The sequence below is a fragment of the Parapontixanthobacter aurantiacus genome (assembly GCF_009827635.1).
Lineage (GTDB): Bacteria > Pseudomonadota > Alphaproteobacteria > Sphingomonadales > Sphingomonadaceae > Parapontixanthobacter > Parapontixanthobacter aurantiacus.
The window spans coordinates 172,550-196,889 of sequence record NZ_WTYW01000003.1; the positions used below are offsets into that span (position 1 = coordinate 172,550).

Genomic DNA, 24,340 nt, shown 5'->3' on the forward strand with positions numbered 1-24,340 from the left:
AATTCACCGCTACTCGCACGACCGTCGGGCATCCCGCGAGAGGTCTGAATGAACGCCACCGAAATAGCTGAAGCCATAGAGATACTGGCGGAGCAGCCGTTTGACGCTGCCGAATTCCCCTACGCCTTTCTGGAGGCTTTTGGGCGCAAGCCCACCGAGATCAAGCGGCTGCGTTCTGGCAACACCAACAAGTCCGATCTGGGCGGCGTTCTTCAGCGCAACCACATCCACATCGCCGTCACGGCGCCGGGTGAGGTCACGCATACCCTCACCGCCCTGCGCGACAGCCCGGCTACCGCAAAGGCCAAGGCCAAGTTCATCCTCGCCACCGATGGCGACATGCTCGAAGCACAGGATCTGGCGAGCGGGGACATCCTTTCCTGCCCCTATCCTGAATTTGCCGAAAAGTTCGGCTTCTTCCTGCCGCTGGCGGGCATCACCACCATTCCCCAGCTGCGCGAAAGTTCGTTCGACATTCGCGCCACCCGCCTGTTCAACAAGCTTTATCTGGAGCTGCTGCAGGACAATCCCGATTGGGATACCGCCGCCCGCCGCGCGGATATGAACCATTTCATGGCCCGGCTGATCTTCTGCTTTTATGCGGAGGATACCAGCATCTTCCACCCCAGCTATCCCTTCACCGGGACGGTCGAGAAGATGAGCGAGCGGGACAGTTCGAACACGCATGAGGTGATTGCCGAACTGTTCCGCGCGATGAATACGCGCAAGGAGAACCACGAGGCGCAAGGCATCAAGAGCTGGGCGCGGCCCTTCCCCTATGTGAATGGCGGGCTGTTTGGTGGATCGCTGGATGTGCCGCGCTTCAACAAGTCGGCGCGCAATTACCTGATCCATATCGGCGGGCTGAACTGGACGAAGATCAACCCCGATATTTTCGGCAGCATGATCCAGGCCGTAGCCGATGATGAGGAGCGCGGCGCGCTGGGCATGCATTACACCAGCGTGCCCAACATCCTGAAGGTGCTGAACCCGCTGTTCCTCGACGACCTGCGCGCCAAGCTGGAGGAAGCGGGCGACAACAAGGTAAAGCTGCTCAACCTGCGCAAGCGGATGGCGAAAATCCGCGTGTTCGATCCGGCCTGTGGATCGGGCAATTTCCTCGTCATCGCTTACAAGGAAATGCGCAAGATCGAGGCGGAGATCAATCAGCGCCGCGATGAGACCGATCGCGCATCGGACATTCCGCTGACCAATTTTCGCGGGATCGAACTGCGCGATTTTCCGGCGGAGATCGCCCGGCTCGCGCTCATCATTGCGGAATTTCAGTCCGACGTGCTCTATCGCGGGCAGAAGCTGGCTCTGGCGGAATTTCTGCCGCTCGATGCACAGAACTGGATCGTCCAGGGCAATGCCCTGCGGCTCGACTGGCTGACGGTCTGTGAGCCGACCGGGAAAGGCGGCGGGAAGATCTTCGCCGACGATCTTTATGGCGCGCCGCTGGATCAGGCCAAGATCGACTTCGAGAACGAAGGTGGTGAGACATATATCTGCGGGAACCCGCCATATATTGGCGCAACGACCAAGGCTCCAAAAGGTGCGAGCAAGGAAACGAAGGCACGTCTCAAGCGCGAAGCCGAAATGCGCAAAGCCGATTTGGAAGCAGTGTTTCGCGGCAGGATCGACGCATGGAAGTCGCTGGACTACGTTTGCGGTTGGCTAATGAAAGCTGCCGATTACGGGAAGGTGGAGAATTCCGCAGCAGCGTTCGTTTCGACAAACTCCATCTGCCAAGGCGAGCAGGTATTTCGGTTTTGGCCAAGCATCATCAAAGATCAGCTGAGGATCAATTTCGCTGTCACGTCCTTCAGCTGGAAAAACCTTGCCGCCAAGAATGCCGGTGTCACAGTTTGCATTGTCGGGATTTCGCGACAGTCAGGGATGGCGAAGCTGTATAGCGGCAAAGACGACACGGTCCGTGATGTCCCAAACATCAACGCTTATCTAGTGCCGTATCACGACGTCTACGTCGAGAATAAGTCCAAGCCCATTCAAGGGCTTCAAGCCGTTGTGAATGGCAGCAAACCGGCTGACGGGGGCGGGCTGATTTTTGATGCCGATATTGCACACCAATTGCGCTCGGAGGCTGGCGAAGAATTTCAGGTAATTCGGCCATTCTTTGGGGCACACGACGCAACGCACGGTGAAGGGCGTTACTGCATTTGGGCTTCAAAGGCGCAGTACGAGGCCCTCAAGGATCTACCGGGCTTTCAAAAGCGTTTCGACATTGTCGCGGAGATGAGAAACGAAAGCGACAAAGAGCTGACGAAGGCTGGTGCCGATAGCCCGTACGCATTCCAACAAGTTCGACAGCGCGGCAATGAGACTGTCTTCCAGATCCCCCGGCACTCTTCGGAGGAAAGAGAATTCTTCCCAGTGGCCACCTTGCCGAAAGGCGCGATTGTTGGTGATGGGGGTTTTGCGTTCTTCGATCCACCATTGTGGAACATAGCAGTGCTCGTTTCAAAGGTCGCACTGTCTTGGATCGCAACGGTTTGCGGTAAGATTAAGACTGACTATCGATTCTCGAACACCTTGGGTTGGAACACCCTTCCGGTTCCCCCGCTCACCGAGAAGAACAAGGCCGATCTCAGCTATTGCGCGGAGAAAATCTTGCTGGCGAGGGAAGCGTATTTCCCGGCCACAATCGCCGAACTCTACGATGCCGAGAAGATGGATGAGCAGTTCCCGGAATTGCGTGATGCTCATGCCGCCAATGACGAGGTGCTGGAACGCATCTACATCGGCCGCCGCTTCAAGAACGACACCGAACGCCTCGAAAAACTGTTCGAGCTCTACACTAAGATGACCGGCAAGAAGGCCGCGTGATGGCGAAACGTCCGCGTGGTTGGGATAAACAAGCAGTCAATGGGATCGCTAAAAAACATTATGGCGGGCTTGCTGAGATGTTTGACGCCCATGGCTGGTATAAACTTGACCGGACTTTTGGCCAGATCGCTCCTTCCCATGTGAAGGCAACTTACGGAAGCGTTGCTGCCTTTGAGCGAGCTCATGAAAATGGCCTTGCAGGCAATGGTCTGGTTGATCCCATGGCTGCGATCAATTCCGATCCGCCAAACGTGTGGCTGACTAGCTATTACGGATACGATCCGGAAAATTGGGGCTTGCTCGCCTTTGGATCCGAAAGCGACAGAGCGAAGTTCCTGCGTGAAAGCGAGCCGGGCGCACTTGTCGTCGTCTACGGCACAAAAAGTCTCCGCTCCGATCTGGCCGGCCGAGTACTCGGTGTGCAGCAAGTGTCACATCTGGCCGGACCGTCCGAACAATTCATCTCACCGCAGGCATGGGCCGAGAAGCAAGCCAGCCCGCGAAACAGGAGCCGATGGCTGTTTGGAGTACAATCAACGCGGGCCTGGCACGTGGTCCCTGAGGATCGCCCAAGGGTGGAAGACTTTGCTGATGAAACGTGGTCAGCTGGAGCTGGGCGTTCCATCGGCAGGTATTGCAAACGACTGACCAGCGCAGAAGCGAGAAAGGTTCTCGCCCTCCAAATGTACGAAGGCCCTGTTTTTGGAGGGCGAGAGATCGAGCACGCGGAGTTCGCTGATGGGCAAGACCTGATGCGACCAAGTCGGCCGGGACCCGTTTCTCAGAGCGGCTTTCATGTGTCCGAAAGCGAAGGTCCGAAGCACCTTTATATGCTTGAACTTGTCGGTGACGACATTGGTTCTTTCGTGCGTGGCCCAATAAGGAAGCGTAGAATCGTGAAGGTGGGTTTTTCCAAAAGCCCCGAAGTGCGCTGCAAAAGCTTCAACAGCGCCTTGCCAGGCAAGCAGTTTGAATGGCGCATTTTAAAGTCCACCTTCGTCGAAGGCCTCCCGCCTTTCCCATCGTCTCATCATGCCAAAAGCGGCGAGCAGGAAATGGTTCGGTTCCTTCACAAGAAGGCAGATTCAATGGGCGGGGAATTCTTCCTCGCCAATGACGACCACCTCAATAAGGCATGGAAGCGGGGGAAATCGGCGGCCACCGAATTCGGAGGTTGAAGGACGTAAAACGCCATCATGGAATTGGCTTGTATGCCGGACGACTGCGAATTATGATTACAGGTGATTACATCTGCATCAGGAGCCAGCTATGGGACATGAACCGGCCACTTCCCCCATCACCATTCGCGCGGCGAAGGAGATGGTGAGCGAGATCGATTCCATCGCCCATGCGCTAGACCGGTCGCGCAATTACGTCATCAATCAGGCGCTGCAGCAATATCTGGAAGCCAATGCCTGGCAGGTGGAGCGGATCAAGGAAGGGATTGCGGACGCGCGCGCTGGCCGCGTCCACCCCGCCGATGATGTCCATGCTGAAATCGCCGCGAAACACGGCTTTGGCCGCTGATGCGGGTCACTTATGCGAGTGCCGCGCGGCGCGATCTTGATGCGATTATCGACTACATCTCGCTTGAAGACCGGGCTGCGGCCGAACGGGTTTTCCATGCGATTTCCGATAGCGTCGACAGACTGGGGGATTACCCCAACATGGGCCATGTCGGCCGGATCCCCGATACGCGCGAGCTTTCCGTGACGGGCCTGCCCTATATCGTCGTCTATGAAGTTTCCGCCGAGACGGTGACCGTGCTCGCCGTCTTCCACGGCGCGCGCGATCTGGCCCGTGCGATGGCAGAAAGATCAAAAGGGATGCCCGATAAATGACCAAGACCGTCCCTTCCGTTTCTGTCAGCTATGCGCAGAATGGTGCCTCCACCAAATCGAACGAACTGGGCATGCGCCCGATGCAGGAACGCGCCTTCGAGAAGCGGGGCGAGCAATATCTGCTGATTAAGTCGCCGCCGGCATCGGGCAAGAGCCGCGCGCTCATGTTCATCGCGCTCGACAAGCTGACCAATCAGGATCTGCGCCAAGCAATCATCGTGGTGCCGGAAAAAAGCATCGGCTCCAGCTTCAATGACGAACCGCTCAGGCAGTATGGCTTCTGGACGGACTGGCATGTGGAACCCCGCTGGAACCTGTGCAACGCGCCGGGCACCGATGGCGGCAAGGTCAATGCGCTGGGCAGCTTTCTGGAAAGCGATGACAAGGTGCTGGTCTGCACCCATGCGACCTTCCGGTTTGCTGTCGATAAATTCGGGGTGGAAGCCTTCGACAATCGCCTGATCGCAGTGGACGAATTCCACCACGTCTCCGCCAATCCGGACAACAGGCTGGGCACGCATCTGGGCGAACTGATTGCGCGCGACAAGGTGCATATCGTCGCCATGACCGGCTCGTACTTTCGCGGCGACGCAGAAGCCGTGCTGGCCCCGCAGGACGAGGCGCGTTTCGACAGCGTGACCTACACCTATTACGAGCAGCTCAACGGCTATGAGCATCTGAAAAGCCTCGATATCGGCTATTTCTTCTATTCCGGCCCCTATTCCGACAGCATCCTGGAGGTGCTCGACCCGGCGGAAAAGACCATCATCCACATCCCCAGCGTCACTTCGCGCGAAAGCACTAAGGACAAGCATCGGGAAGTGGAGCATATCATCGAGGAGTTGGGCGATTGGCTGGGCACCGACGATGCGACCGGGTTCCAGCTGGTCAGGACGGCAGACGGGCGCACCTTGCGGATTGCCGACCTAGTCGACGACGATCCGGGCAAGCGCGATCGCGTATCGGCGGCGCTGAAGGACGCCAGCCAGAAGAACAACCGCGATCATGTCGACATCATCATCGCGCTGGGCATGGCTAAGGAGGGTTTCGACTGGATCTGGTGCCAGCACGCTCTGACTGTTGGCTATCGGGCCAGCCTGACCGAAATCGTCCAGATCATCGGCCGCGCCACCCGCGATGCGCCGGGCAAGGCGCGCGCCCGCTTCACAAACCTGATCGCCGAACCTGATGCTGCGGAATCCGTGGTGACTGAGGCGATCAACGACACACTGAAAGCCATCGCTGCCAGCCTGCTGATGGAACAGGTTCTTGCCCCGCGTTTCGAGTTCAAGCCCAAGACCCCGACCAGCCAGGCAGACCCCGATTTCGACTATGGCGAAGCCGGATACGACAAGGATCGCTGCAATGTCGGCTTCAACGAGGAGCGCGGCACTTACCAGATCGAAATCAAGGGGCTGGCCGAACCCAAGAGCCCCGAAGCAGAACGCATTTGCCGGGAGGATCTGAATGAGGTGATCGCCACCTTCGTGCATGACAAACGCTCGATCGAGCGTGGCCTGTTCGATGAGGAGCTGGTTCCTGAGGAACTCACGCAGGTGCGTTTGGGCAAGATCATCAAGGACAAGTACCCGGAGCTGGATGACGAAGATCAGGAAGCGGTACGCCAGCACGCCATCGCTGCTCTGAATCTCACTCAGCAGGCAGCGCGTATTGCCGCTGGCGATGACAAGGAACAGGGAGCCAATACCGCCCTGATCGACGGTGTGCGCAAATTCGCGATGGATGTGCGTGAGCTCGACATCGATCTGATCGACCGGATCAACCCGTTCGGCGAAGCCTACGCCATCCTCGCCAAAACCATGAGCGAGGACAGCCTGAAGCAGGTCGCCGCAGCCATTTCCGCCAAGCGCACCAGCCTGACGCCTGAAGAGGCGAAGGAATTGGCAGTGCGTGCGGTCCGCTTCAAGAAGGAACGCGGGCGCCTGCCGTCGATCAGCTCGGCCGACGCCTGGGAAAAGCGAATGGCCGAAGGCGCAGCAGCATTTGTCCGGTTCAAGGATGAGGGCCGCTATGAGTGACCTCGATCTCAACGACCTGCGCAATGAGTTGGCGGATTTTGCCCAGCCCGAAAAGAAGGTTCAGCGTTCAGCCAAGGAAGAGCGAGTCATCGCGGGTTTCGAGGAGATCCAGCGTTTCGTCGATCAGAACGGCCGCGCACCGCAGCATGGCGAGCAGCGGGATATTTTCGAGCGGCTCTACGCGGTCCGCCTGGATCGCCTGCGCGGCCTGTGCGAATATCACGACCTCCTGACGCCCCTCGATCATCAGGGTCTTTTGGCGGCAGCAGAACCCACCCCATCGGCTCCAGCAGAAGACATGGACGATGATGAACTGCTTGCCGAACTCGATGGCGCGGCGGGCAGCTCCGATATCACACAGCTACGCCATGTCCGCTCCGCGACAGAAAAACGCGCCGCCGAGGAGATTGCCAACCGCGAACGGTGCGAAGACTTCGACCAGTTCAAGCCGCTATTCGATGCTGTGCAGGCCGATCTTGATTCCGGGACCAGAACCACGCGCCCCTTCGTCAAGGATTCCGGGTTCCTGAAGGCAGATATCGGCCAGGGGCAGTTCTTCATCCTCGGCGGCCAGATTGCCTATGTCGCCAACGTCGGTGAGCCTATCAAAGCTCCCAATGGTGAGGCCGATGCGCGGTTGCGTGTGATCTATTCCAACGAGACCGAGAGCGACCTGCTACTTCGTTCACTGCAGCGGGCACTTTACAAGGACGAAGCTGGTCGCCGCATCACCGAACCAACTGCCGGCCCGCTTTTCGCCAGCGAAAACGACGAGGAGGATTTAGCCAGCGGGACAATCTACGTTCTGCGGAGCAAATCAGACGACCCTCGCGTCGCACAGCATCGGAACGTGCTTCACAAGATTGGGGTGACTGGTGGCCAGGTCGATAAGCGGATCGCCAATGCAAAGCTGGATCCGACATTCCTGATGGCCGATGTCGAAATCATCGCCACCTATGAGCTGTTCAACATCAACCGCTCAAAGCTGGAAAAGCTGATCCACCGACTGTTCGGTCGAGCCAGGCTGAACATCGAGATTCAGGATCGCTTCGGCCATCAGGTCACCCCGCGCGAATGGTTTCTTGTCCCGCTCTTCGTCATCGATGAGGCCGTAGAGAAGATCAAAGACGGCTCGATCACTCAATTTTCCTACGATCCGGATGCGGCAAAACTAGTAGGCAGACCAATGGGTTCGAGCTAACCTCGATACACTGGATTGGCGTAAGGCCCCACATCGAAGCTAATGGTGGGATCTAGCATAATTCGGCGCGCCAGCTTCCGATCGAACTTAACGACTAGGCGATCGTTGGCTCATGCCAGATCAACTACCCTGCACCTCATCGATCGCCGATAGTACGTCCACGAGTTGAGCGCGAAGGCTCGAAAGGCCAACTGCAAGCATAAGATCGCGCCGATCCGCCAGTTCAAGCACGGTCCGCAAAATCTGGTCGGAATGCCTCATCAGGATGACAAGATTGTCCGCGCTTGGGCTGTTCTTTCCATCGAACCAGTTTCGCACCGCCCGCTCGTTGGAGTTGGTCAGCTTCGCGACGGTTTTGACCGACGATGGCAGCTCACCAAATTCCTGTTTGAGCGCAAGTGCAAGCGCCCCGCTCAATGCCGATGGCGACAATTCCGGAAAAGTCTTTCCTGATTTCGACTGAAGACTTCGGTCCTTCTTCGTGAACGACATACCACTGAACTCCCAATAGATATTCGAGGGAATCGAAGGGTGTCATTCCGTGAGAAAATGAAAGTATCTGGCAGATGCAGGCGGCCGAAGAAGGACAAGACAAAGACCACGAAGGATCGCTAGTTCGAGCCGCGCAATATGTGCGCATGTCGACCGAGCATCAGAAATACTCGACCGAGAACCAGGCAGAGATCATTGCGCAATATGCCGCGCGGCGCGGCTTTGAGATCGTCAAGACCTATGAGGATTCCGGCAAAAGCGGGCTGAAGCTCGAAGGGCGTTTGGCGCTGCAGCAACTGATCGAGGATGTCCGATGCGGGGCAGCCGATTTCGAGGCTGTGCTCGTTTATGATGTGAGCCGCTGGGGCCGGTTTCAGGACGCCGACGAAAGCGCCTATTATGAGTTCATCTGCCGTGAGGGCGGGATTACAGTTCACTATTGCGCGGAACAGTTCGAGAATGACGGAAGCCTTAGTGCTACCATCATCAAGAGCATGAAGCGCGCGATGGCCGGCGAATACAGCCGGGAGCTGTCCGCCAAGGTCTTTACCGGACAATGCCGGTTAATACGGCTTGGCTATCGACAGGGTGGCCCGGCCGGCTTCGGCCTCAGACGCGTACTGGTCGACGAGCATGGCCGGGTGAAGGCCGAACTCGCTCGCGGCGAGCACAAGAGCCTGCAGACCGACCGGGTGATTCTTCAACCCGGACCGCCGGAGGAGGTCGAGACGGTGCGTCGTCTATACCGCATGTTCGTCGTGCAGCAGCGTAGTGAAAGCGAGATCGCCGATGTACTCAACGCCGAGGGACTCCGGACCGACCTTGGGAGAGAATGGACACGCGGGACCGTCCACCAGATCCTGACCAACGAGAAATACATCGGCAACAATGTCTACAACCGTATTTCCTACAAGCTGAAAGCAAAGCGTGTCGCCAATCCGCCCGACATGTGGGTGCGGCAGGATGGCGCTTTCGAGCCGATCGTCGAGCAGGATTTCTTCGACGCAGCCCAACGCATCATTCAGGAGCGCTCGCGCCGGTTCACCGATCAGGAATTGCTCGACCGCCTGTCACAATTGTTTGCCGACAAGGGGTGGCTGTCGGGCGTGGTTATCGACGAGATGGAGGACATGCCGTCGAGCTCGACATTCCGGCATCGCTTTGGAAGCCTGACCCGCGCCTATGAACTCGTCGGCTACACACCATCGCGCGATTACAGCTACATCGAGATCAATCGAGCGCTGCGTGCCATGCACCCCGAAATTGTCGCGTCGGTGATCGGTGAGATCGAGAAGCAGGGCGGCATTGTCGACCACGATCCCGTATCGGATCTCCTGCGGATCAACGAGGAGTTCACCGTCGCACTCGTTATCGCCCGCTGCCACGTCTCACCGTCAGGCGGTATGCGCTGGCAGGTTCGTTTCGATAGCGGTCTTCGTCCCGATCTTACTATCGCCATCCGGATGGAGGACGACAACCAGACGGTGCGCGATTATTATCTATTCCCGTGGCTGGACCTCAACCGAACCCCGAAGCTACGCCTCGCGCCCGACAATGGCATCCTTCTCGATGCTTTCCGCTACGATAGCCTCGACGCTTTCGTCGAACTGACTCGTCGCACATCGCTGAGGAAGGCGGCATGAGCGACGCAAGCACCGAAATTCGTCAAGTTCCGATCGACCTCATCACCGTGCTCAATCCACGTGTGCGCAACAAGCGCGTGTTTCAGGAACTGGTCGACTCCATCGCCTCTCTTGGCCTCAAGAAGCCAATCACCGTCAGCCAGCGACCCGGAAAGAACCGCTACGATCTGGTCTGTGGTCAAGGCAGGCTCGAAGCATTCATCGCCCTCGGCGCCTCGGAAATCCCGGCCATGATCGTCGAAGCGAGCGAAGAGGATTGCTTTGTCATGAGCTTGGTCGAGAATTTGGCACGGCGCCAGCACAGCCCGCTCGAACTGGTCCACGGGATCGGAGAGCTGTCTCAGCGCGGCTATTCGCACGCAGAAATTGCCAAGAAAGTCGGGTTCTCGGTCGACTATGTCGCTGCCATCTGTGTTCTGCTCGAGCAAGGTGAAGAAAAACTGATCAACGCGGTCGAGCGCGGCACCATTCCGCATTCGATCGCGATGGAGATCGCGAGAGCCAAGGAAGGCGAGGTCCAGAAGGCGCTCGCCGAAGCCTACGAGCAGAACAAGTTGCCTGGAAATCAGGTCCTCGCGATCCGGCAGATCATCGAGCAGCGTAAGGTGAGCGGCAAGCAGGTCCATCGCGGCTCGGGCAAGGATGTGCGAACGCGGCGGGTCAGTTCGGAAACCCTGATCCGCTCCTACCAGCGCGAAACCGAACGCCAGAAGCTCCTGATCAAGCGCGCTTTGCTGGCACGCAGCCGCCTGCTGTTCGTGTCCAATGCTCTTCGCCGCCTGCTTGCGGATGAGCACTTCGTGACCCTGATGCGAGCAGAAGGCATCACCTCGTTGCCCGAAGCACTGGCCGAGCGTGTTGGTACAGGGATTTCCCCATGACCAAGCCGATCAAGATCGCATTCGATCAGGATGTGATCACCCTTCCGATCGAGAAGCTGTTGCCAACAAAGGCGCTGCCGAAGACACTTCAGCAGAGCGTCAAATACAGCCGTATTTCCGCTTCGATCAGCGAAGTCGGTATCATCGAGCCGTTATCGGTCGCGCGTCAGAAGGGTGGAGCCTATCTCCTTCTCGACGGACACGTGCGGCTCGCGGCCTTGCGCGAACAGGGGATTAGCGAGGTGCCCTGCATCATCGCGCATGACGACGAATCCTTCACCTATAACAAGCGGGTCAATCGGCTTGCGGTGATCCAGGAGCATTACATGATCGTCCGCGCGCTCGATCGCGGTGTTTCAGAGGAGAAGCTCGCGCGCGCACTCAATGTCGACATCAAGGTGATCCGCAACCGGCGCCATCTCTTGCGAGGCATAAGCGACGACGTCGCCGAGTTGCTGAAGGACAAGCAGGTTGGCCACGTCGCTTTCCAGAAGCTGCGCAAGATGAAACCACTCCGCCAGCTTGAAGTGGCGGAGCTGATGGTCTCTGCGAACAACTTCACCTCCTCCTATGCGAAGGCCCTGCTCGCAACGACCAAACCGGAAGACCTCCTCAATCCTGACGAACAGCGCAAGGCGACGGGCCTATCGACCGAACAGATGGAGCGATTGGAGCGGGAAATGTCCGAGCTCAGTACCGACTATAAGGAACTGGAGATGTCCTACGGCGACGACATGCTCGTGCTGGTCGTGGCATCGGGGTTCCTCGAACGCCTGCTTGGCAAGCGCGAGATCGAGCGGTTTCTCGAAACTCGCCACCCCGAAATCTTGGAGAATTTCAGGTCAGTTGTTCAGGCAACTTCGCTTGACCAATCGACAGCGACTGGCCGTGCGACCTAGCACGATGGGGACCCGGACCCGACAAGCGCGGGGACCGCAGGAGACGCCGCACTGTGGGGCGGATCGAGCGCGGCGTTGGGAATGGCGGCGAACCCGCAGGAAGCCCACCACAAGTCCGATAGGACTTGGCGGAAAGGTGTGCCGGACTTGCTCGGGTCCGGCACACATGGTGCGGAGTATTCTAATCAGATCATATTTCAGCTTCCGATCCGATTGCAGCAATCGCCGCCGTTATAGAAGGAAGCCTGAGACGATCGGACTGCCAAGGTTAGTCTGAGCCTCTTCTTTCGCGGAATGCGTCAAGCATCGGGGGCCGATGGAGGCACTCATCAAAGCGGAACGGTCGAGTTTGTAAGGGGGAAACGCTTCTAGCATCCTCATGCGCCGGGTTCAGGAGAACGACATCTGCTTCGGGGAGAACTTTGGATCGAACTGCCAATAGCAGTGAGTTGCGATTGACGATCCAATCATCAACAAGCGTCTTAATCTCACCCTCGGCCAAACCATCGGGCGCGCGCTCCGGTCTTGAGTCAATATTCGTCCAACCAAGAGTGAGATCGTTCGGTGCTTCGTCGAGGCGATCAAGCCAATACCTAAGAGCGATCAAGACCGCAGCCCCGGCTTCACTGGCAAGGCTGACTACTGGCAGACCCGGAGAAGAGTATCGCCCGCCCGACAGCTCGGCACCTTTTCCATCCAACGTCTGATGACCTAATCGTGTTAGCCGCCACAACCTCATGTCCGCCAATATGACGTTTCCATTCGAAAGCTGCCAGTCTGCATTCAACCCACTCTCAGACATCGCGCTTCGCGCTCACTCAGACTGGAACCTGTCCGGATACTACCGTCGCATAACAGCCTTCACCTAAACGACGATCTCGGATAATTGGAACACGCCCGTCGGTCAGTCCCGCGGGTGAGGCTTAGTAACCTCGCAATCTTGCGACCGGTCGAACCAGTTTCGGCCGGGTGGCTGTCGCGCATGTCCAAGGTTCTGCCCAAAGGCGGCAGCGCCTGTGCGCAAGTCCAGGTTACTAACACCCGGCTCGGGTCCGCCTCTCAGTTAATTTGGAGGCGCCAAAGTGAAGACCGCACGAAATCTCTGGGCAACACCGTTTTTCTTGTGGTCCGCGCACACCGCGCTCTTTGCGGCCGACGCGCTACCCGATCCACAAAGTGCCTGCCAAATCATTATCGAGTACGACCCTGCGTATAAGGAGGCTGTTGAGTCAGCGCTCTCAAACCTCGATCAATACGAGGAATTATGCGCCTTCCTCGAAGCACAGAATTTATACGTCGATCTGCGAGGTACCAGCGGCATCCTAGAAGACAGAGCTTATGCGTGGGCGCTCGTGACCCTCGCAAATCGCGAGACCAACGCGACTGTAGGCGGACATCAGACGGTGACTTTGCTCGGGAGCCCAGCAGATAGCGTCGAAGAACGACGAGTACTTTTCGCCGTCATGGAACGAGCGCTGGAAATCGCCGCCGATGGCCCGGCACGCTTCGTATCTGAAAGAGATCCGCGCTGATGGGTATGCGCGATGTTTTTGGCGGAGGCACAAGAGAGCTCGCCATTCCAACCCACATGGTGACTTCGGCCCCATCACTTCCCGGTTGGACGATCTCGAAGCACCTGGCGATTGTCGGATCGTCGCGAAACATCAAGGTGGGGCTGCTTGATCCGCGCAAAGACGCAGGACAAGTCTACGAAGAAGTCATGTTGGAAATGTGCGAGAGTGCGAAAGATCTCGGTGCAAACGCCATTCTGAATGTACGCCTTGCCCCGATGCCGATCGGCGCCGGCTTCATCGTGTCGTCACTTCTCGTCACTGGCGATGCGGTGATAGCAGTCGAGGTAGATCAATAGCATTGTGCGATGGCCGTTTCCAGGATGTCTGAGAGCCGTTCTGCTCCGCAATCGCGATGGTCGGCTCTGATTGGCACCTGCTGCAAGCTGTGATCGTTTCCTTGAGAGATGCCAGTTTTCGCCCCGAGTTCTCGGAAGCCGCGCAAGCACTCAGCTCCACTACCTTCCGGTAGCATCCAGATGGGCACGACTCCGTTATAGTGATCCCTGCGGCATGGGCTTCAACCATAGTCAGTTTCCATAGGCGGTTGGCGATGAGCCTTTCATAGTGGAGCTTGTTGATGATGCGCGACTGGCCCGGGAGGCAATTGGACAGAGAGTAGCTCCACTTCAGGAGTTGTTGCGACCAGCGCAATTCCGCCTCCAGGCTTTGAGCGCGCGTCGAACATCGTTCGAGCACAATGAATCGCGGTAGTTGGTTGGCCAGCATCAAACGATAGATTTCTGATCTAGCGGACTGATACTTGTCCTTTTGCGCAAGAGCTCGACGAATATGATCGATCGCTCGACCATGCGGGTTTTTCGTTTCCCCCACGTAAAAAGGTAGCGCTTGGTATCGGCTTCTCGGATCGGTCTTGGTGGGATCGAGAATAGCGTAGACTACGTATGGGGCTCCATCGGCGGCCTGCGCAAATTGCGTCGCTACTTCGTTCATCCGGTCCTCAAGATCGTGACCAATTTCGAGCGAATTGTTGCACATCGAACTTCTCCTTCGTTCGATGCCGCCCCTCCCCCTCCTCTTTTTTACCCCGGCCAATTCCCGATTATATGCGCAAACCGATTGTGGTGATTGCCCGAAGGGCTCCTTCTCCATAATCTGTCCACGAAAGGGGCAAGCGATGCCTGCATCATTCAATCCTGGGTCATTCGACATCGGTCCTTTCGATCTCGAAATCACGCTCACAGAGGCGGCGCTGGATGAGGCGAACCGTCCTACCCGACGCATATTGGCGAACGCCTGCATCGGTGTAGATCCATTCGATGCCTACTATGCCTCGCTCGAACTCTTTGAAGCGCTACAGGCGGTTCATGAGGAATACGCAGATGCTAAAGCGAAGCTGGCGCGTATCCTGTCGACCCGTTGCGACGATTTCCAGCGCTGCTTGTATTATTCGCTCGCCGGCCGCGGGGTGGTGCAAATGCTCGCGGATCTGGAGTGGCTGCTCCATATCCTTAGCGGAAGGGCCAAAATCTCAGCCGAGTTGCTTCGGCATGGCGGTAATGTGCAAACCGCTCGCTCGCCATACATTGGCGATGAGCCTGATGGCCCAATTGCAGCAGCCAACCCCGATTTCGAACTCGGTGCATCGTGGTTTCTCGATCCCGAGTCGGGCGGGAAACTGAGCGACTAATCTTTGAACTGTCAGATCTTTTCGCAGGTCGCGGTACGCTGGAACTGGGCCTTCCTATCGGCAGCTTTGCGCCCTGATCTCGATCATTCCGCCGATTGATTCCGTTCGCCTGAAGCAGTCATTCGTTCGAGGACGTATTAGGTCGGCTAGATGCCAATATTCCGGTTGCTTACCCTGCAAGCTAATGTCGCTGCTTGTGCGTACAACGCGTCCAGGTTGTGGACTGCTAGACAAATAGCTTTGGCGACCGGCATCACCGCATCGAAAGAAGCGACTACAGATTTTGAACTCAAGTGCGAATTGGCACCTCCAGCACAGGCCGCAGCGGCTCAAGGCGTGCTGCGTAGCGTCGGACGATCTGGTTATAAAGATCGGCGATTGCCTTTGCCTGGACCGACACGACCAAAGCATATCGCAGCTTCTCGTCGGGCGAAAAATTACGCCCTTCAAGCCGTGAATTGTAGTGAATGTCGAACACAGGGTTACTCAGCGAGCGACCTTGCATCCGAATCTTGCCGTGCAAACAATTCTCCCACTTCCAGGCGTCGCGGCGCAGTTCTTCCTCTGTCGCGCCGGCCTGAGATGTGCCGAAGAACGACCTCGTATCAGCATGCAGCTGGTTGTCTCGTGAAAACTTCCCGTCATGCGGACGGAAGGTGAGCTCCAGACCGGCCTGCGTGTAATTGCCCGGATGATGCGGATCGGTGTTCGATTTGTAGCAGACCGTCGCTTTCATATTCACCATGCCAGAGATTTCTTCGTCGGGCATCGGGATCGCAGCGCGAATGTACTTTGCCGGAGAAATTTCGCCCTGGTAGACAATCCGCACCTCATCGTCAGCGCAAAGGACGATGCTATTGATGTCCTGCGCCGCGCGACCCCAACCAACCTCCTTGGCGTCGATGTCGGTCCCCTCGGCTGTATGAACTAGCAGCGCGCGTATCGCGAGATCGTTCAGATTGCCGCCGAAGTGCGCGCGAACTCCCGAAGCCATCCGAACAACTGCGGGTGTCGCAAACGATGTCCCACCGGTCGTGTTCAGCTGAGGGCTCATTTCATGGCTCACCACCACGAAAGGTCGCGCAACCGAGCCTCCAAATCCGACCAGATCGGGCTTTATTATCCCGGGGCTTCGCCCCGGCCCGACCGAACTATATGAGGCGCGTTGCCAGTCATCGTCCATGGTATCGCAGGCACCGACCGCAAGCGCATTTACACAATCGGCTGGCACCTGAACCCGGTTGAGGCCTGCTAGCGCATCGCCTTCGCCGTCATTGCCCACGGCGATACCGGCCAAGGTCGAAGTTCTCGAGAGTCGATCGTCAAGTACTGCCGTCCATGCATGGACGTCGTCGTCTTCAATCGGCAGGCAAGGACCGATGCTGAGGTTGATGAAGTCGTAATGCTGGCCCGAAAGCACCCCGTCGATTCGCTCGAGCACTTCATATAGCTCGTGAAGGTTCTGAGCCGGATCCTCGTCCAACACGCGATAATGATCGATTGCTGCGAAGGGGCGCGGGATTGGTTTTTTCGGATCAATGTGGCCGAACAACGCGGCCGACGTCACCGCCACGCCGTGCTCGTACAGATCCTGTGTCGCTGGCAACATGTCGGGAAGCTCGTAAGGCGTTACCCACTCCGTGAGAGGGTGCCCGGGCGGCACACCACCATCGAAAATGGCGACGCGTGTCTCACGCGATATGGGCGGCTCATCGGGGAGATCGGGCATGGCCGTCGGGATGCCCGCCGAACGAATCGTCGGGCGAAGAACCCTCAGCTCGGGCATCTTGCGCAGCGCGCGCACGCTTGAGAACACAGCGATCTCTTCAGCCCGCTCGGACTCGGCATCAAGTTCGAGAAAACACAGACCTTTCGCGTAAAACCGGCGGCCGAAGTTCCGCTCAATGCCGCGAGCCTCGAGAAAATCTCCGAATTGATCCAGCAGCACCATCTCGCCTTCAAGCTCTCCTGCGTGAAGGACGATTTCCAACGGGAACGTGCCTGTCTCAGGAAGCACGCCCTTGATCTTGCTGCTCGGAATAGGCGCAGAAATCTCCTCGATCGAAGGAAGTTCCTTTTCCCGGCCCGACGTAGCGGGCCAGTCGGGCAGCGCATTTTCCCAGCTTCGCAAAGCTGAACGCGTCGCGCGCGCGAAGAGCTGTGTGGAAATGGTTTCTACAGGCGGCCGATTGCGGGAGCGCTTTTCGGGTTTGACTCTAGCGGGCCGACTGCCGACCACTTCCATCCCAACATCGCGCATCAGTTCGAACGGGAAATACGACTTCGCGATATATTCTGGGTTGAGCGTGAGAGATATGATCGCGCGATCATTCGGACATGCATCGTCGGGCAGGTTCTCGATCTTTTGCACCGTCTCGGAAATCATCGGGGTAAGGCGCCGCCGTGCTTCGCCGAAGCTATAGGGCGCATCTTTAGGGCCGCCGCCAGAACGCACGATAACGTCTTTGGTTAGGCGCTCGCCGCGACCGAGAAGGAAATTCTGTGCCATGATGTTTTAGCTTTCGTTGTCCGCATTAAGGCGATCGCGTATTGTGTCGCGCGCAACGCCTGTGAGTTCCTGGGCTCGGCGTTGCGACACCAGCTTTTCGGCATACAGCTTCACCGCAAGTTCGATCTTTTGCTGCTTGGTTTGTGAATCGACCGCGATGAGTGGAACGAGATGATCGCTGAGCTTCTTTCCGTTCAGTGCCGCCCCACGGCGGGCCCCGGTAATTTTGCGCTCGATATCACTGTAAGATTGTTCCAACAGCGAAAGCGCCAAGACTTCAGACCATGCATCAGCCTTCGGCATGAATCCTTTGAGAAGGGATGAAATAAAGGCTTCCGCCGCGTCCGCGCTCGGCACGTCGAAATGGACGACCTCTTCGAACCGTCTCCAGACAGCCGGATCGAGAAGCTCTTCGTGATTGGTGGCAGCGATGAGCATGCCCGAGGAGGGCCAATCATCGAGTTGCTGAAGGAGTACGGTAACGAGGCGCTTGAGCTCGCCAATCTCCCCGCTGTCGTCGCGCCGCTTCGCAACTGCATCGAGCTCGTCCAAGAGCAATACGCACTCCATCGATTTCGCAAAATCAAGGACATGCCGAAGATTTGAGCCGGTCCGGCCAAGGTAGCTACTCATCACCGCCGACAGGTCCAGAGTTAGAAGCGGTACTCCGAGGCGTCGCGCGATCCACCGCGCCGTCATTGTTTTTCCGACCCCCGGTGGGCCGGTGAAGAGGATGGTTCGTGTCGGCTCGAGGCCGACATCGAAAAGCGCGCCGGAGTTCTTTCTTTCATCGATAAGGCGGTCGATCGTGCCCTTGAGTGCATCGGTATACACCGGCTCATGTGGGAGCTCCGGATGTTCTTCCACTCGGAGGAGTTGAAACCGGGAGTCTGCATCCACCGGTAGCGCCATCTCTTGCTTCTTGCGCAGGGGAGACGATCGGGTTGGTTTCTGGCGCAAGAGTTCGACCAGCTCCTGCGAAAGCTTGGCATCATCGGAACGCCTTACGATCCGATGCAAAAAGCTGTGTACGTCTTGCTGGCGCTCAGACAATGCGATTCGCGCCAAGTGGACGAAATTTTCCCTTATTTTTTCATTTTCTTCCATTTGTGCCCCGTGGTGCTTGATTTTCTTTCGATTATTAAGGCCACGGAGTGGACGAAAATGCAATAGGTTCGTTCCGGTTTCGTCCACAGAAGGTGCTGCCAACGCGGCCAGTGGAAGATACAAGGAGGGTTTTGACCTTAGACAGCCATTCTCTGCAGCGCGTCTGACCTCGCTGCTATTACCGGTACGTTCACCCGTGCGATGAGGGCAGCTTTCGGGTCATTGTCGCAGATACCGGTTGGTCGGCTTCCGGCCCACTTTCAGTCACATACCTCCGCGAACTGCGCAGCGAGATGTTGCTCGAGAAGATCCACATCACTGTTGCGCGTGTTGCACCACTTCCGCCGAACGGATCGATGCAGGTCGACAATCCGCCAGGCCGAAAGCGGCGTCCGGCATTTCTCAAGCTCGCCGACAACCTCGTGGTCGAACTTGGCGCGACAGGCCAACGGCAGCATGTTACGCGCTACACGAATCAGCGCTGCACTGGCGGGTGGACCCATAAACAGACGTTTTGCGATTTGCCATTGGGCAAGGAACGCCAAGGCAACCGTACCGGATGCGAAGATAGCCGATGCCGCCGCGCCGCCGATCAATGGCAATATCGCAAGTGGGCTGAGCAGAAGGGCCGAGGTGACCAGGAGCGCCGCGAGCTGGTATCGGAGCATCAGGAACTCGATGCGCGCGACGCACAGCAATTTTTTAGGGGTGCTCATGATCTCTCCTTTCACGATCCGATCGGGCTTTCGCCATATTTGCGCAGGACATCGTCGAAAGCTTCGGCCATCAGGTCCTGCAGACTGAGACCATTGCGCCGCGCGCAGGTATGCATGGCCAGCGAGAGCTCGGGCGAGAAGTAGCCCGAAATCGCTTTACGACCCACACGGCTTGGCGTGGTTTGTGGGGGAGCTGCAAGCGATATGGGTTCGGTCGTCGCATTGTCCTTCGCTTGCTTGTCAGCGAGGTTAGCGAAGCGGTTCATGCGGACATCCTTTCCTGTTCGCGTATGGACATATTTAGCTGTTCACACGCCCACATGTGAAGCTGTTCGATCTCGCACGCCGCCTTGCTTGCCGGATCAAGATCGAAGATGGTCTGCCCGCCTGCAACTGCATGGCGATAGGTTGCGCGGTCGGGCAGGATAACAGGGCAGGTCTGCGCACCAAACCCGGTGACCAATTCCATCGCGTCAGCGTAAATCAGCTGAGCGTTGGGTGGACCGGCGGTGAACACAACGAAGGCCGGCTTGGCGAACAGTTCGACCAGGCGGATGGTTGTGCGCATGGCGGCAAGATCAAACGCGCTCGGGCGACAGGGGATCAGCACGAGATCTGCGCATTCGACCGCTTTGCTGGCCGCAAGGTCGGCATGGGGCGGCGTGTCGATCACGATCAGTTCGGCGCCCTGAGCAGACGCCGCTTGGATCTTGGCGGCGATGCGCGGCGGCGCGCTGTCGATGACCTCGGGTGGCGCGCCGCGTCGCCATTCGGCCCATTGCGAGGCGCTGGCCTGCGGGTCGGTATCGATCACAAGGCTGATCTGACCTGTTCTGGTCGCAGCGGCGGAAAGGTGGATCGCAAGCGTGGTTTTTCCGGCACCGCCTTTCTGACTGACAATCGCGACGGTGCGGGTGTGGGGATGTGGATTCGTGTTCATGCGCGATGGTCCTCATGTTCACATGTGAGAGTGTGGGGATGTTGGGATGTGGCCATGTTCAGCGTCCGCGCTCCAAATCGCGGGCGCGCTCCAGGTCGCGCTCGCGGTCGCGTGCCAGCTCGTCTTGGCTGCGGCTGATGCCGCTGCGCGAGGCGGGCTTTTCGAGCGTGATATCGCGCTCGCGGTTCTGGAGGACGGCCATCGCATATTCGGGGCCGAGTTTGTCGGAGAGCTTCTGAAGGTCTTCCTTGAAGCCGGGATAGTGGTCGGGCGATTTGGTCTTGGCCTGCGAGACATCCATCGCGCTGGTTTTTTCGCCGGTCCTGGTCTCGACCTGGCGCTGCACACGATCGGGATTGTCGGTCACCAACGTGGCGTGCTCGGCGATGCGGGTGACAGCGACCAGAAAAGAGGCGGTGCTGTTGAGCGCCCGTTCGCGCTCCGACATCATGATGATGCCATCCTTGGCGGTCATGCCCTGTGCGACATGCACGTTGATTGCATAGGCGAGATCGAGCCGCTCGAGCATCGAGTCGCCTTGCGGCAGTTCGTGCAGCTTGCCATCGCCCGCCTTTATCGTGACCTTGCCGCCATCGATGCGCTCGACATGGGCAATATCGCCGTTGAGCAACCCACGTTCGCCGTCCTTCGCGGTCCAGCGAATCCGGTCTTGTTCGTGGAGGCCGATGCTCTTGCGCTCGAAAATGGTGACGGCATCATGCTTGAGATTAGCCGGAAGTCGCGAGGGATCGAGTGTCCTGAGCTCGCCATCGCCCATATGCAGCTCGACCTTGCCATCTGAGACGTCGACGACCTCGCCGCGCTCACCGCGCTGGAACTTTTGGCTCGGCAAGTTCGTCTGGAATGCGACCACGCGACCTTCGTGATAGCCTTTGAGTTGGCGTGCGCCTTCGCGGGTGATGGTTACCCGGTCGAGTACATCGAGGCGGATACTGTTCGCACCGAGCTCGCCCCGCGCAGCCAATGCCTTCTGCGCCTCCGCATTGCCCGCGCTGCGCATCGCTCGACCTGCGGCAAGGAGGACAGTGCTGTCGCGCTGGTCCTTCGGTAGATCGACCCATATGTTCGCAGCAGTCTTCGGTATTTCGCCCGGCGCGACCTCGGTGGTCGCCGCCTTGAGCTCCTTGAACGCCTGATCGATGTCACCGTCCCCCAGCGCACGATTGAGCGCTTGCATCTGCGGCGTCTGCGCACGCAGGTTTTCAGCGATGTCGCTCCTGCCAAGATCCTGGCCCTGAAGCTGGGCAAACGGCTTGCCCGCCTCGATTGCAGGTAGCTGCTTGATATCGCCCGCGAGGACGAGCCGCCCGACATGCATCTGGTTAGCGAGGTCGATCAGACGTGCGAGCCGGTCGGTTCCGATCTGGCTCGCTTCGTCCACCATCACCAGCGCGCCGCTGAGCTCTTCCCGCGCCTCAGCCACCCGTTCCGCGCTGGCACTGCCGCCCAGAACCCGCGCATACCGGGCCAGAAAGCCATCCACCGTGGAAGCCGGCGCTGCGGTCTTCTCCCCAAACTCACGCGCAATGCGCCCGACGTGAGACAGCGCGACCACATTGCGCCCTTCCTCCCGCGCAATGGCAGCCACCGGGGCCAATGCGGCTGACTTCCCAACGCCAGCGCCGCCCTGAACGAGATGGATGCGGTCCCGGCTCGTCAGAATGTCGGCTCCAGCCTTTTCCTGTCCCTGATTGAGGCGCCGCAGGCCTATGGCCCGCGCCTGTTCTTGCAGGCGCGCAACCACACCGTCCCGTTCTGCGATGGGCTCAACACTGTCCTTTCCTGCAAGCGCCAGAGCAACGACCTTGTTCTCCATCGCTACGGCCTGCTGCGTGGTCAGCATCCGGTCGCGATCGGCCGGGCCACTGCCAATCAGAAGTCCCCGTTGCTGAAGTTGCTCGATACGCGCCTCAATGGCTTCGACCGTGAATGGTCCTTGGCGCTCGAGCGAATGGCGGATGAGATCATTGCGGCTGAAGGCCGCCTCGCGCTCGCCAAGTTCTCTCGCAGCGGAGGCGACCGCTTGTGCGGCTGCAAATGCCTTGGGTTCCAGACGGCCGAGGCGTTCCGGGACCAATGGGTCTTTATCCTTCGGGGTCAGCCCTATGGCGCTGGCAATCGCCATGCCCTTGGCGCCGATCCCGCGAATGCCGGCCACAAGCCGGGTCCAGACAGTCTGCTCGGCGCTGGATCGCGCCAGAGCTTTGTCGATCAGAGGTTTATGGTCAAAGCCCACACGCTTTGCTGTTTCCTGCCACCGCTCTTTCTGACCCGCTATGTCCGGGTCCATTTCCTTGCCCTTGCGCGTCGCGAGAGCGGCAAGTTCCAGTTCTCTTGCGCTGCTCCGTCCATCTTTTGCGGCTTCGGCCACCACCTCAGCGCGCCGGGTCGAAAAGGCTTCGATCACCTCGCGGGAAACACCTCTGATTTCGAATGCGCCATCGACCGCCTCCCGAGCCGGGACAGTTTCATAGCCGAGCGCCTCGACCCGCGCGCGCATTTCGGAGTTGTGCACCGCGCTCATCGCGTGCTGAGCGCGGTAGAATTCTGGATTGTGGACCGCTCGCCATTTGCCATCAGCGGTCTGGGTCGCATTGATGCCGACCGCGTGAATATGGAGATGGGGTTCCAGATTCCGGTTCACATCGTGCAGAAAACTGGCCACAAGGAGGTTGCCCGTGCGCTCGGGCACAGCGGTGCCCAATTCCTTGTCCCAGACCCGCGCTTCAACGACGTTCTTTTCGGCCCATTTCAGGGCCACTTTCGCCGACTCCGTGAACGCCTCGATCAGGCGCTTGTCGCCTCCAACCAGCGCCAGCAATGACACCGACTTCGAGACGCTGAAGTGGAGTTCATCGCCGAAGCGGCGCACGCCATCCTTGCCTTGGATCTCCGAACCGTCGGGCAGCTTGCCCTCGATGACGGCGGCGAACATGTCCTTGTCGACGGAACCGCTCAGCCCCAGCGCTGCGGCACCCTTGCCTAACCACTCAGAGGAATCGAGCGCCTGGTCAGAGGTGTAATAGTTATCCTGTGTTAGGTACTCGACGGTCCCCGCACCTGACGTGACTGCATTTACATGGATCATCGCTCATCCTCATGAGCGATGACGCGAAGACCGAGTTCGCGCTCCGGTTCAGGAAGGTGGCAGTCGGCGCGGCCGTATTCGCGCTCGATCAAACGGCACATTTGTGCGGGACTGTCGATCAGCTTTGAAGCCTGCCAGACGGACCACCCACTAAACAGCCCGGGCAATACAAGCCCCGTCAGTATTCCAAGCGAGAGCAGCAGTCCTCCGCATGCGCTGAGAAATTTGAGCGACAACATTCGATTGTCACCCAAGTAGAGTCCCCGCATTTCCCGGGGCTCGCTTGCCAGCTCTATCGTCTTGGCCAATTGCTCGGAAATCTGGGCTAGGCGCGTTTCAAGCGCTTCGAAAAGTTTCGGCTCCAGCGTTTCGAATGCGGTCAGCAACTCTTCGGTCATTGTCAGGAAAGGTGAAAGACTGGCTTCGTCCTGCTTTCGAAACTCGGCAATGAGCCGCTGCTGTGCGAGCCGGTTGGCTTCTTCACCACCGTTCCATTTCTCGTGAAGTTTATGCTGCATCCGGACGTTGTCGGCCTGTGCCCGGTCCATTTCGATTACGAGCTCTTTGAGCTGGTGCACCAAACCGCTGACGGTGGTGTCGAGCCGCGGTCCAGCGTCCTTCTGGAAGATCGCGCGTCCGGCGTCATAAGCCTCAACCAGCTCCTCGGCGAGGTCGCGAAGTAAAGCCGCGTTCGAGAGATTGCGCTCGGCGGCGATTCCGGAGAAGCGGGTATAAATTTGAGCGGAAACAGAGGTGTGGAGCTGTTCAGTCTTCGCCATGACGACCTCCCGGCGAGAGGGATGACCGCAAGATCTTCGTAGTTCTTAAGTCTCTGAAATATGGCGGTTCTACAGGCCGCCTACAGACCGCAAGTGCGACAGAGCCAGCTTTCCG

22 protein-coding genes are annotated in these 24,340 nt (G+C 58.3%); 12 read left to right on the plus strand and 10 right to left on the minus strand.

Features of this window, described 5'->3' with window-relative positions:
• Positions 1-48: 48 nt before the first annotated feature.
• The 6 genes from GRI38_RS11235 (at position 49) to GRI38_RS11260 (ending at position 7,928) form a co-directional block, all read left to right on the plus strand.
• The gene (locus tag GRI38_RS11235) at positions 49-2,847 is read left to right on the plus strand and encodes a class I SAM-dependent DNA methyltransferase (RefSeq protein ID WP_160683854.1); all 2,799 of its coding nucleotides are present in this window, start codon (positions 49-51) and stop codon (positions 2,845-2,847) included.
• On the plus strand, positions 2,847-4,025 hold the full coding sequence (locus GRI38_RS11240; protein ID WP_160683857.1) for a hypothetical protein: 1,179 nt from the start codon (positions 2,847-2,849) through the stop codon (positions 4,023-4,025). The genes GRI38_RS11235 and GRI38_RS11240 overlap by 1 nt, the downstream gene beginning before the upstream one ends.
• A 91-nt stretch (positions 4,026-4,116) precedes the next feature.
• Entirely contained in the window at positions 4,117-4,374 is a 258-nt protein-coding gene (locus tag GRI38_RS11245) for a CopG family ribbon-helix-helix protein (protein WP_160683860.1), read from the plus strand.
• The gene (locus tag GRI38_RS11250; protein ID WP_160683863.1) at positions 4,374-4,688 is read left to right on the plus strand and encodes a type II toxin-antitoxin system RelE/ParE family toxin; all 315 of its coding nucleotides are present in this window, start codon (positions 4,374-4,376) and stop codon (positions 4,686-4,688) included. Before GRI38_RS11245 ends, GRI38_RS11250 begins: the two co-directional genes overlap by 1 nt.
• Positions 4,685-6,727, plus strand: coding sequence for a DEAD/DEAH box helicase (locus GRI38_RS11255; RefSeq protein WP_160683866.1), 2,043 nt, complete (start codon positions 4,685-4,687; stop codon positions 6,725-6,727). Before GRI38_RS11250 ends, GRI38_RS11255 begins: the two co-directional genes overlap by 4 nt.
• Positions 6,720-7,928: a GIY-YIG nuclease family protein gene (locus tag GRI38_RS11260; protein WP_160683869.1), complete on the plus strand. Its 1,209-nt coding sequence runs from the start codon at positions 6,720-6,722 to the stop codon at positions 7,926-7,928. Before GRI38_RS11255 ends, GRI38_RS11260 begins: the two co-directional genes overlap by 8 nt.
• A 120-nt stretch (positions 7,929-8,048) precedes the next feature.
• Here the strand turns inward: GRI38_RS11260 and GRI38_RS11265 are convergent, their stop codons facing one another.
• Positions 8,049-8,420 (minus strand): hypothetical protein, encoded by a 372-nt coding sequence (locus GRI38_RS11265; protein WP_160683872.1) that lies wholly within the window; start codon positions 8,418-8,420, stop codon positions 8,049-8,051.
• Between the two features lie 74 nt (positions 8,421-8,494).
• On the opposite strand from GRI38_RS11265, the gene GRI38_RS11270 reads away from it, so the two are divergent.
• The 3 genes from GRI38_RS11270 to GRI38_RS11280 are packed head-to-tail and all read left to right on the plus strand — an operon-like array spanning position 8,495 to position 11,843.
• The gene (locus tag GRI38_RS11270) at positions 8,495-10,063 is read left to right on the plus strand and encodes a recombinase family protein (protein WP_160683875.1); all 1,569 of its coding nucleotides are present in this window, start codon (positions 8,495-8,497) and stop codon (positions 10,061-10,063) included.
• The gene (locus GRI38_RS11275) at positions 10,060-10,944 is read left to right on the plus strand and encodes a plasmid partitioning protein RepB C-terminal domain-containing protein (RefSeq protein ID WP_160683878.1); all 885 of its coding nucleotides are present in this window, start codon (positions 10,060-10,062) and stop codon (positions 10,942-10,944) included. Before GRI38_RS11270 ends, GRI38_RS11275 begins: the two co-directional genes overlap by 4 nt.
• Positions 10,941-11,843 carry a plasmid partitioning protein RepB C-terminal domain-containing protein gene (locus tag GRI38_RS11280; protein ID WP_160683881.1) on the plus strand — a complete coding sequence of 301 codons (903 nt, stop codon included), beginning with the start codon at positions 10,941-10,943 and terminating at the stop codon, positions 11,841-11,843. The genes GRI38_RS11275 and GRI38_RS11280 overlap by 4 nt, the downstream gene beginning before the upstream one ends.
• Positions 11,844-12,111: 268 nt before the next feature.
• Here GRI38_RS11280 and GRI38_RS14370 read toward each other — a convergent pair whose 3' ends face one another.
• Positions 12,112-12,645, minus strand: a complete 534-nt coding sequence (locus GRI38_RS14370; protein ID WP_419880272.1) for an RES family NAD+ phosphorylase — start codon at positions 12,643-12,645, stop codon at positions 12,112-12,114.
• Between the two features lie 280 nt (positions 12,646-12,925).
• Here GRI38_RS14370 and GRI38_RS11285 point away from each other — a divergent pair, with 280 nt between their 5' ends.
• Entirely contained in the window at positions 12,926-13,375 is a 450-nt protein-coding gene (locus GRI38_RS11285; RefSeq protein WP_160683884.1) for a hypothetical protein, read from the plus strand.
• Positions 13,375-13,713 (plus strand): heavy metal-binding domain-containing protein, encoded by a 339-nt coding sequence (locus tag GRI38_RS11290; protein ID WP_160683887.1) that lies wholly within the window; start codon positions 13,375-13,377, stop codon positions 13,711-13,713. The genes GRI38_RS11285 and GRI38_RS11290 overlap by 1 nt, the downstream gene beginning before the upstream one ends.
• Here GRI38_RS11290 and GRI38_RS11295 read toward each other — a convergent pair.
• Positions 13,673-14,413 (minus strand): GIY-YIG nuclease family protein, encoded by a 741-nt coding sequence (locus tag GRI38_RS11295; protein ID WP_160683890.1) that lies wholly within the window; start codon positions 14,411-14,413, stop codon positions 13,673-13,675. The two genes, GRI38_RS11290 and GRI38_RS11295, sit on opposite strands and share 41 nt — an antisense overlap.
• A gap of 139 nt (positions 14,414-14,552) precedes the next feature.
• Between GRI38_RS11295 and GRI38_RS11300 the strand changes: the two genes are divergently transcribed.
• The gene (locus tag GRI38_RS11300; protein ID WP_160683893.1) at positions 14,553-15,065 is read left to right on the plus strand and encodes a hypothetical protein; all 513 of its coding nucleotides are present in this window, start codon (positions 14,553-14,555) and stop codon (positions 15,063-15,065) included.
• Positions 15,066-15,354: 289 nt separating this feature from the next.
• Here the strand turns inward: GRI38_RS11300 and GRI38_RS11305 are convergent, their stop codons facing one another.
• The 7 genes from GRI38_RS11305 to GRI38_RS11335 form a co-directional block, all read right to left on the minus strand.
• The gene (locus GRI38_RS11305) at positions 15,355-17,574 is read right to left on the minus strand and encodes a S8 family peptidase (protein ID WP_202389966.1); all 2,220 of its coding nucleotides are present in this window, start codon (positions 17,572-17,574) and stop codon (positions 15,355-15,357) included.
• Positions 17,575-17,580: 6 nt separating this feature from the next.
• Complete coding sequence (locus GRI38_RS14155) at positions 17,581-18,768, minus strand: AAA family ATPase (RefSeq protein ID WP_202389967.1); 1,188 nt, start codon at positions 18,766-18,768, stop codon at positions 17,581-17,583.
• A gap of 173 nt (positions 18,769-18,941) precedes the next feature.
• A complete protein-coding gene (locus GRI38_RS11315; RefSeq protein ID WP_160683896.1) occupies positions 18,942-19,397 on the minus strand; it encodes a hypothetical protein in 456 nt (151 codons plus the stop codon).
• A gap of 11 nt (positions 19,398-19,408) precedes the next feature.
• Positions 19,409-19,663 carry a ribbon-helix-helix domain-containing protein gene (locus GRI38_RS11320; protein ID WP_160683899.1) on the minus strand — a complete coding sequence of 85 codons (255 nt, stop codon included), beginning with the start codon at positions 19,661-19,663 and terminating at the stop codon, positions 19,409-19,411.
• On the minus strand, positions 19,660-20,337 hold the full coding sequence (gene parA, locus GRI38_RS11325; RefSeq protein WP_160683902.1) for a ParA family partition ATPase: 678 nt from the start codon (positions 20,335-20,337) through the stop codon (positions 19,660-19,662). The genes GRI38_RS11320 and parA overlap by 4 nt, the downstream gene beginning before the upstream one ends.
• A 58-nt stretch (positions 20,338-20,395) precedes the next feature.
• Positions 20,396-23,446, minus strand: coding sequence for a MobF family relaxase (mobF, locus tag GRI38_RS11330; RefSeq protein ID WP_160683905.1), 3,051 nt, complete (start codon positions 23,444-23,446; stop codon positions 20,396-20,398).
• Positions 23,443-24,225 (minus strand): hypothetical protein, encoded by a 783-nt coding sequence (locus tag GRI38_RS11335; RefSeq protein ID WP_160683908.1) that lies wholly within the window; start codon positions 24,223-24,225, stop codon positions 23,443-23,445. Before GRI38_RS11335 ends, mobF begins: the two co-directional genes overlap by 4 nt.
• Positions 24,226-24,340 lie beyond the last annotated feature (115 nt).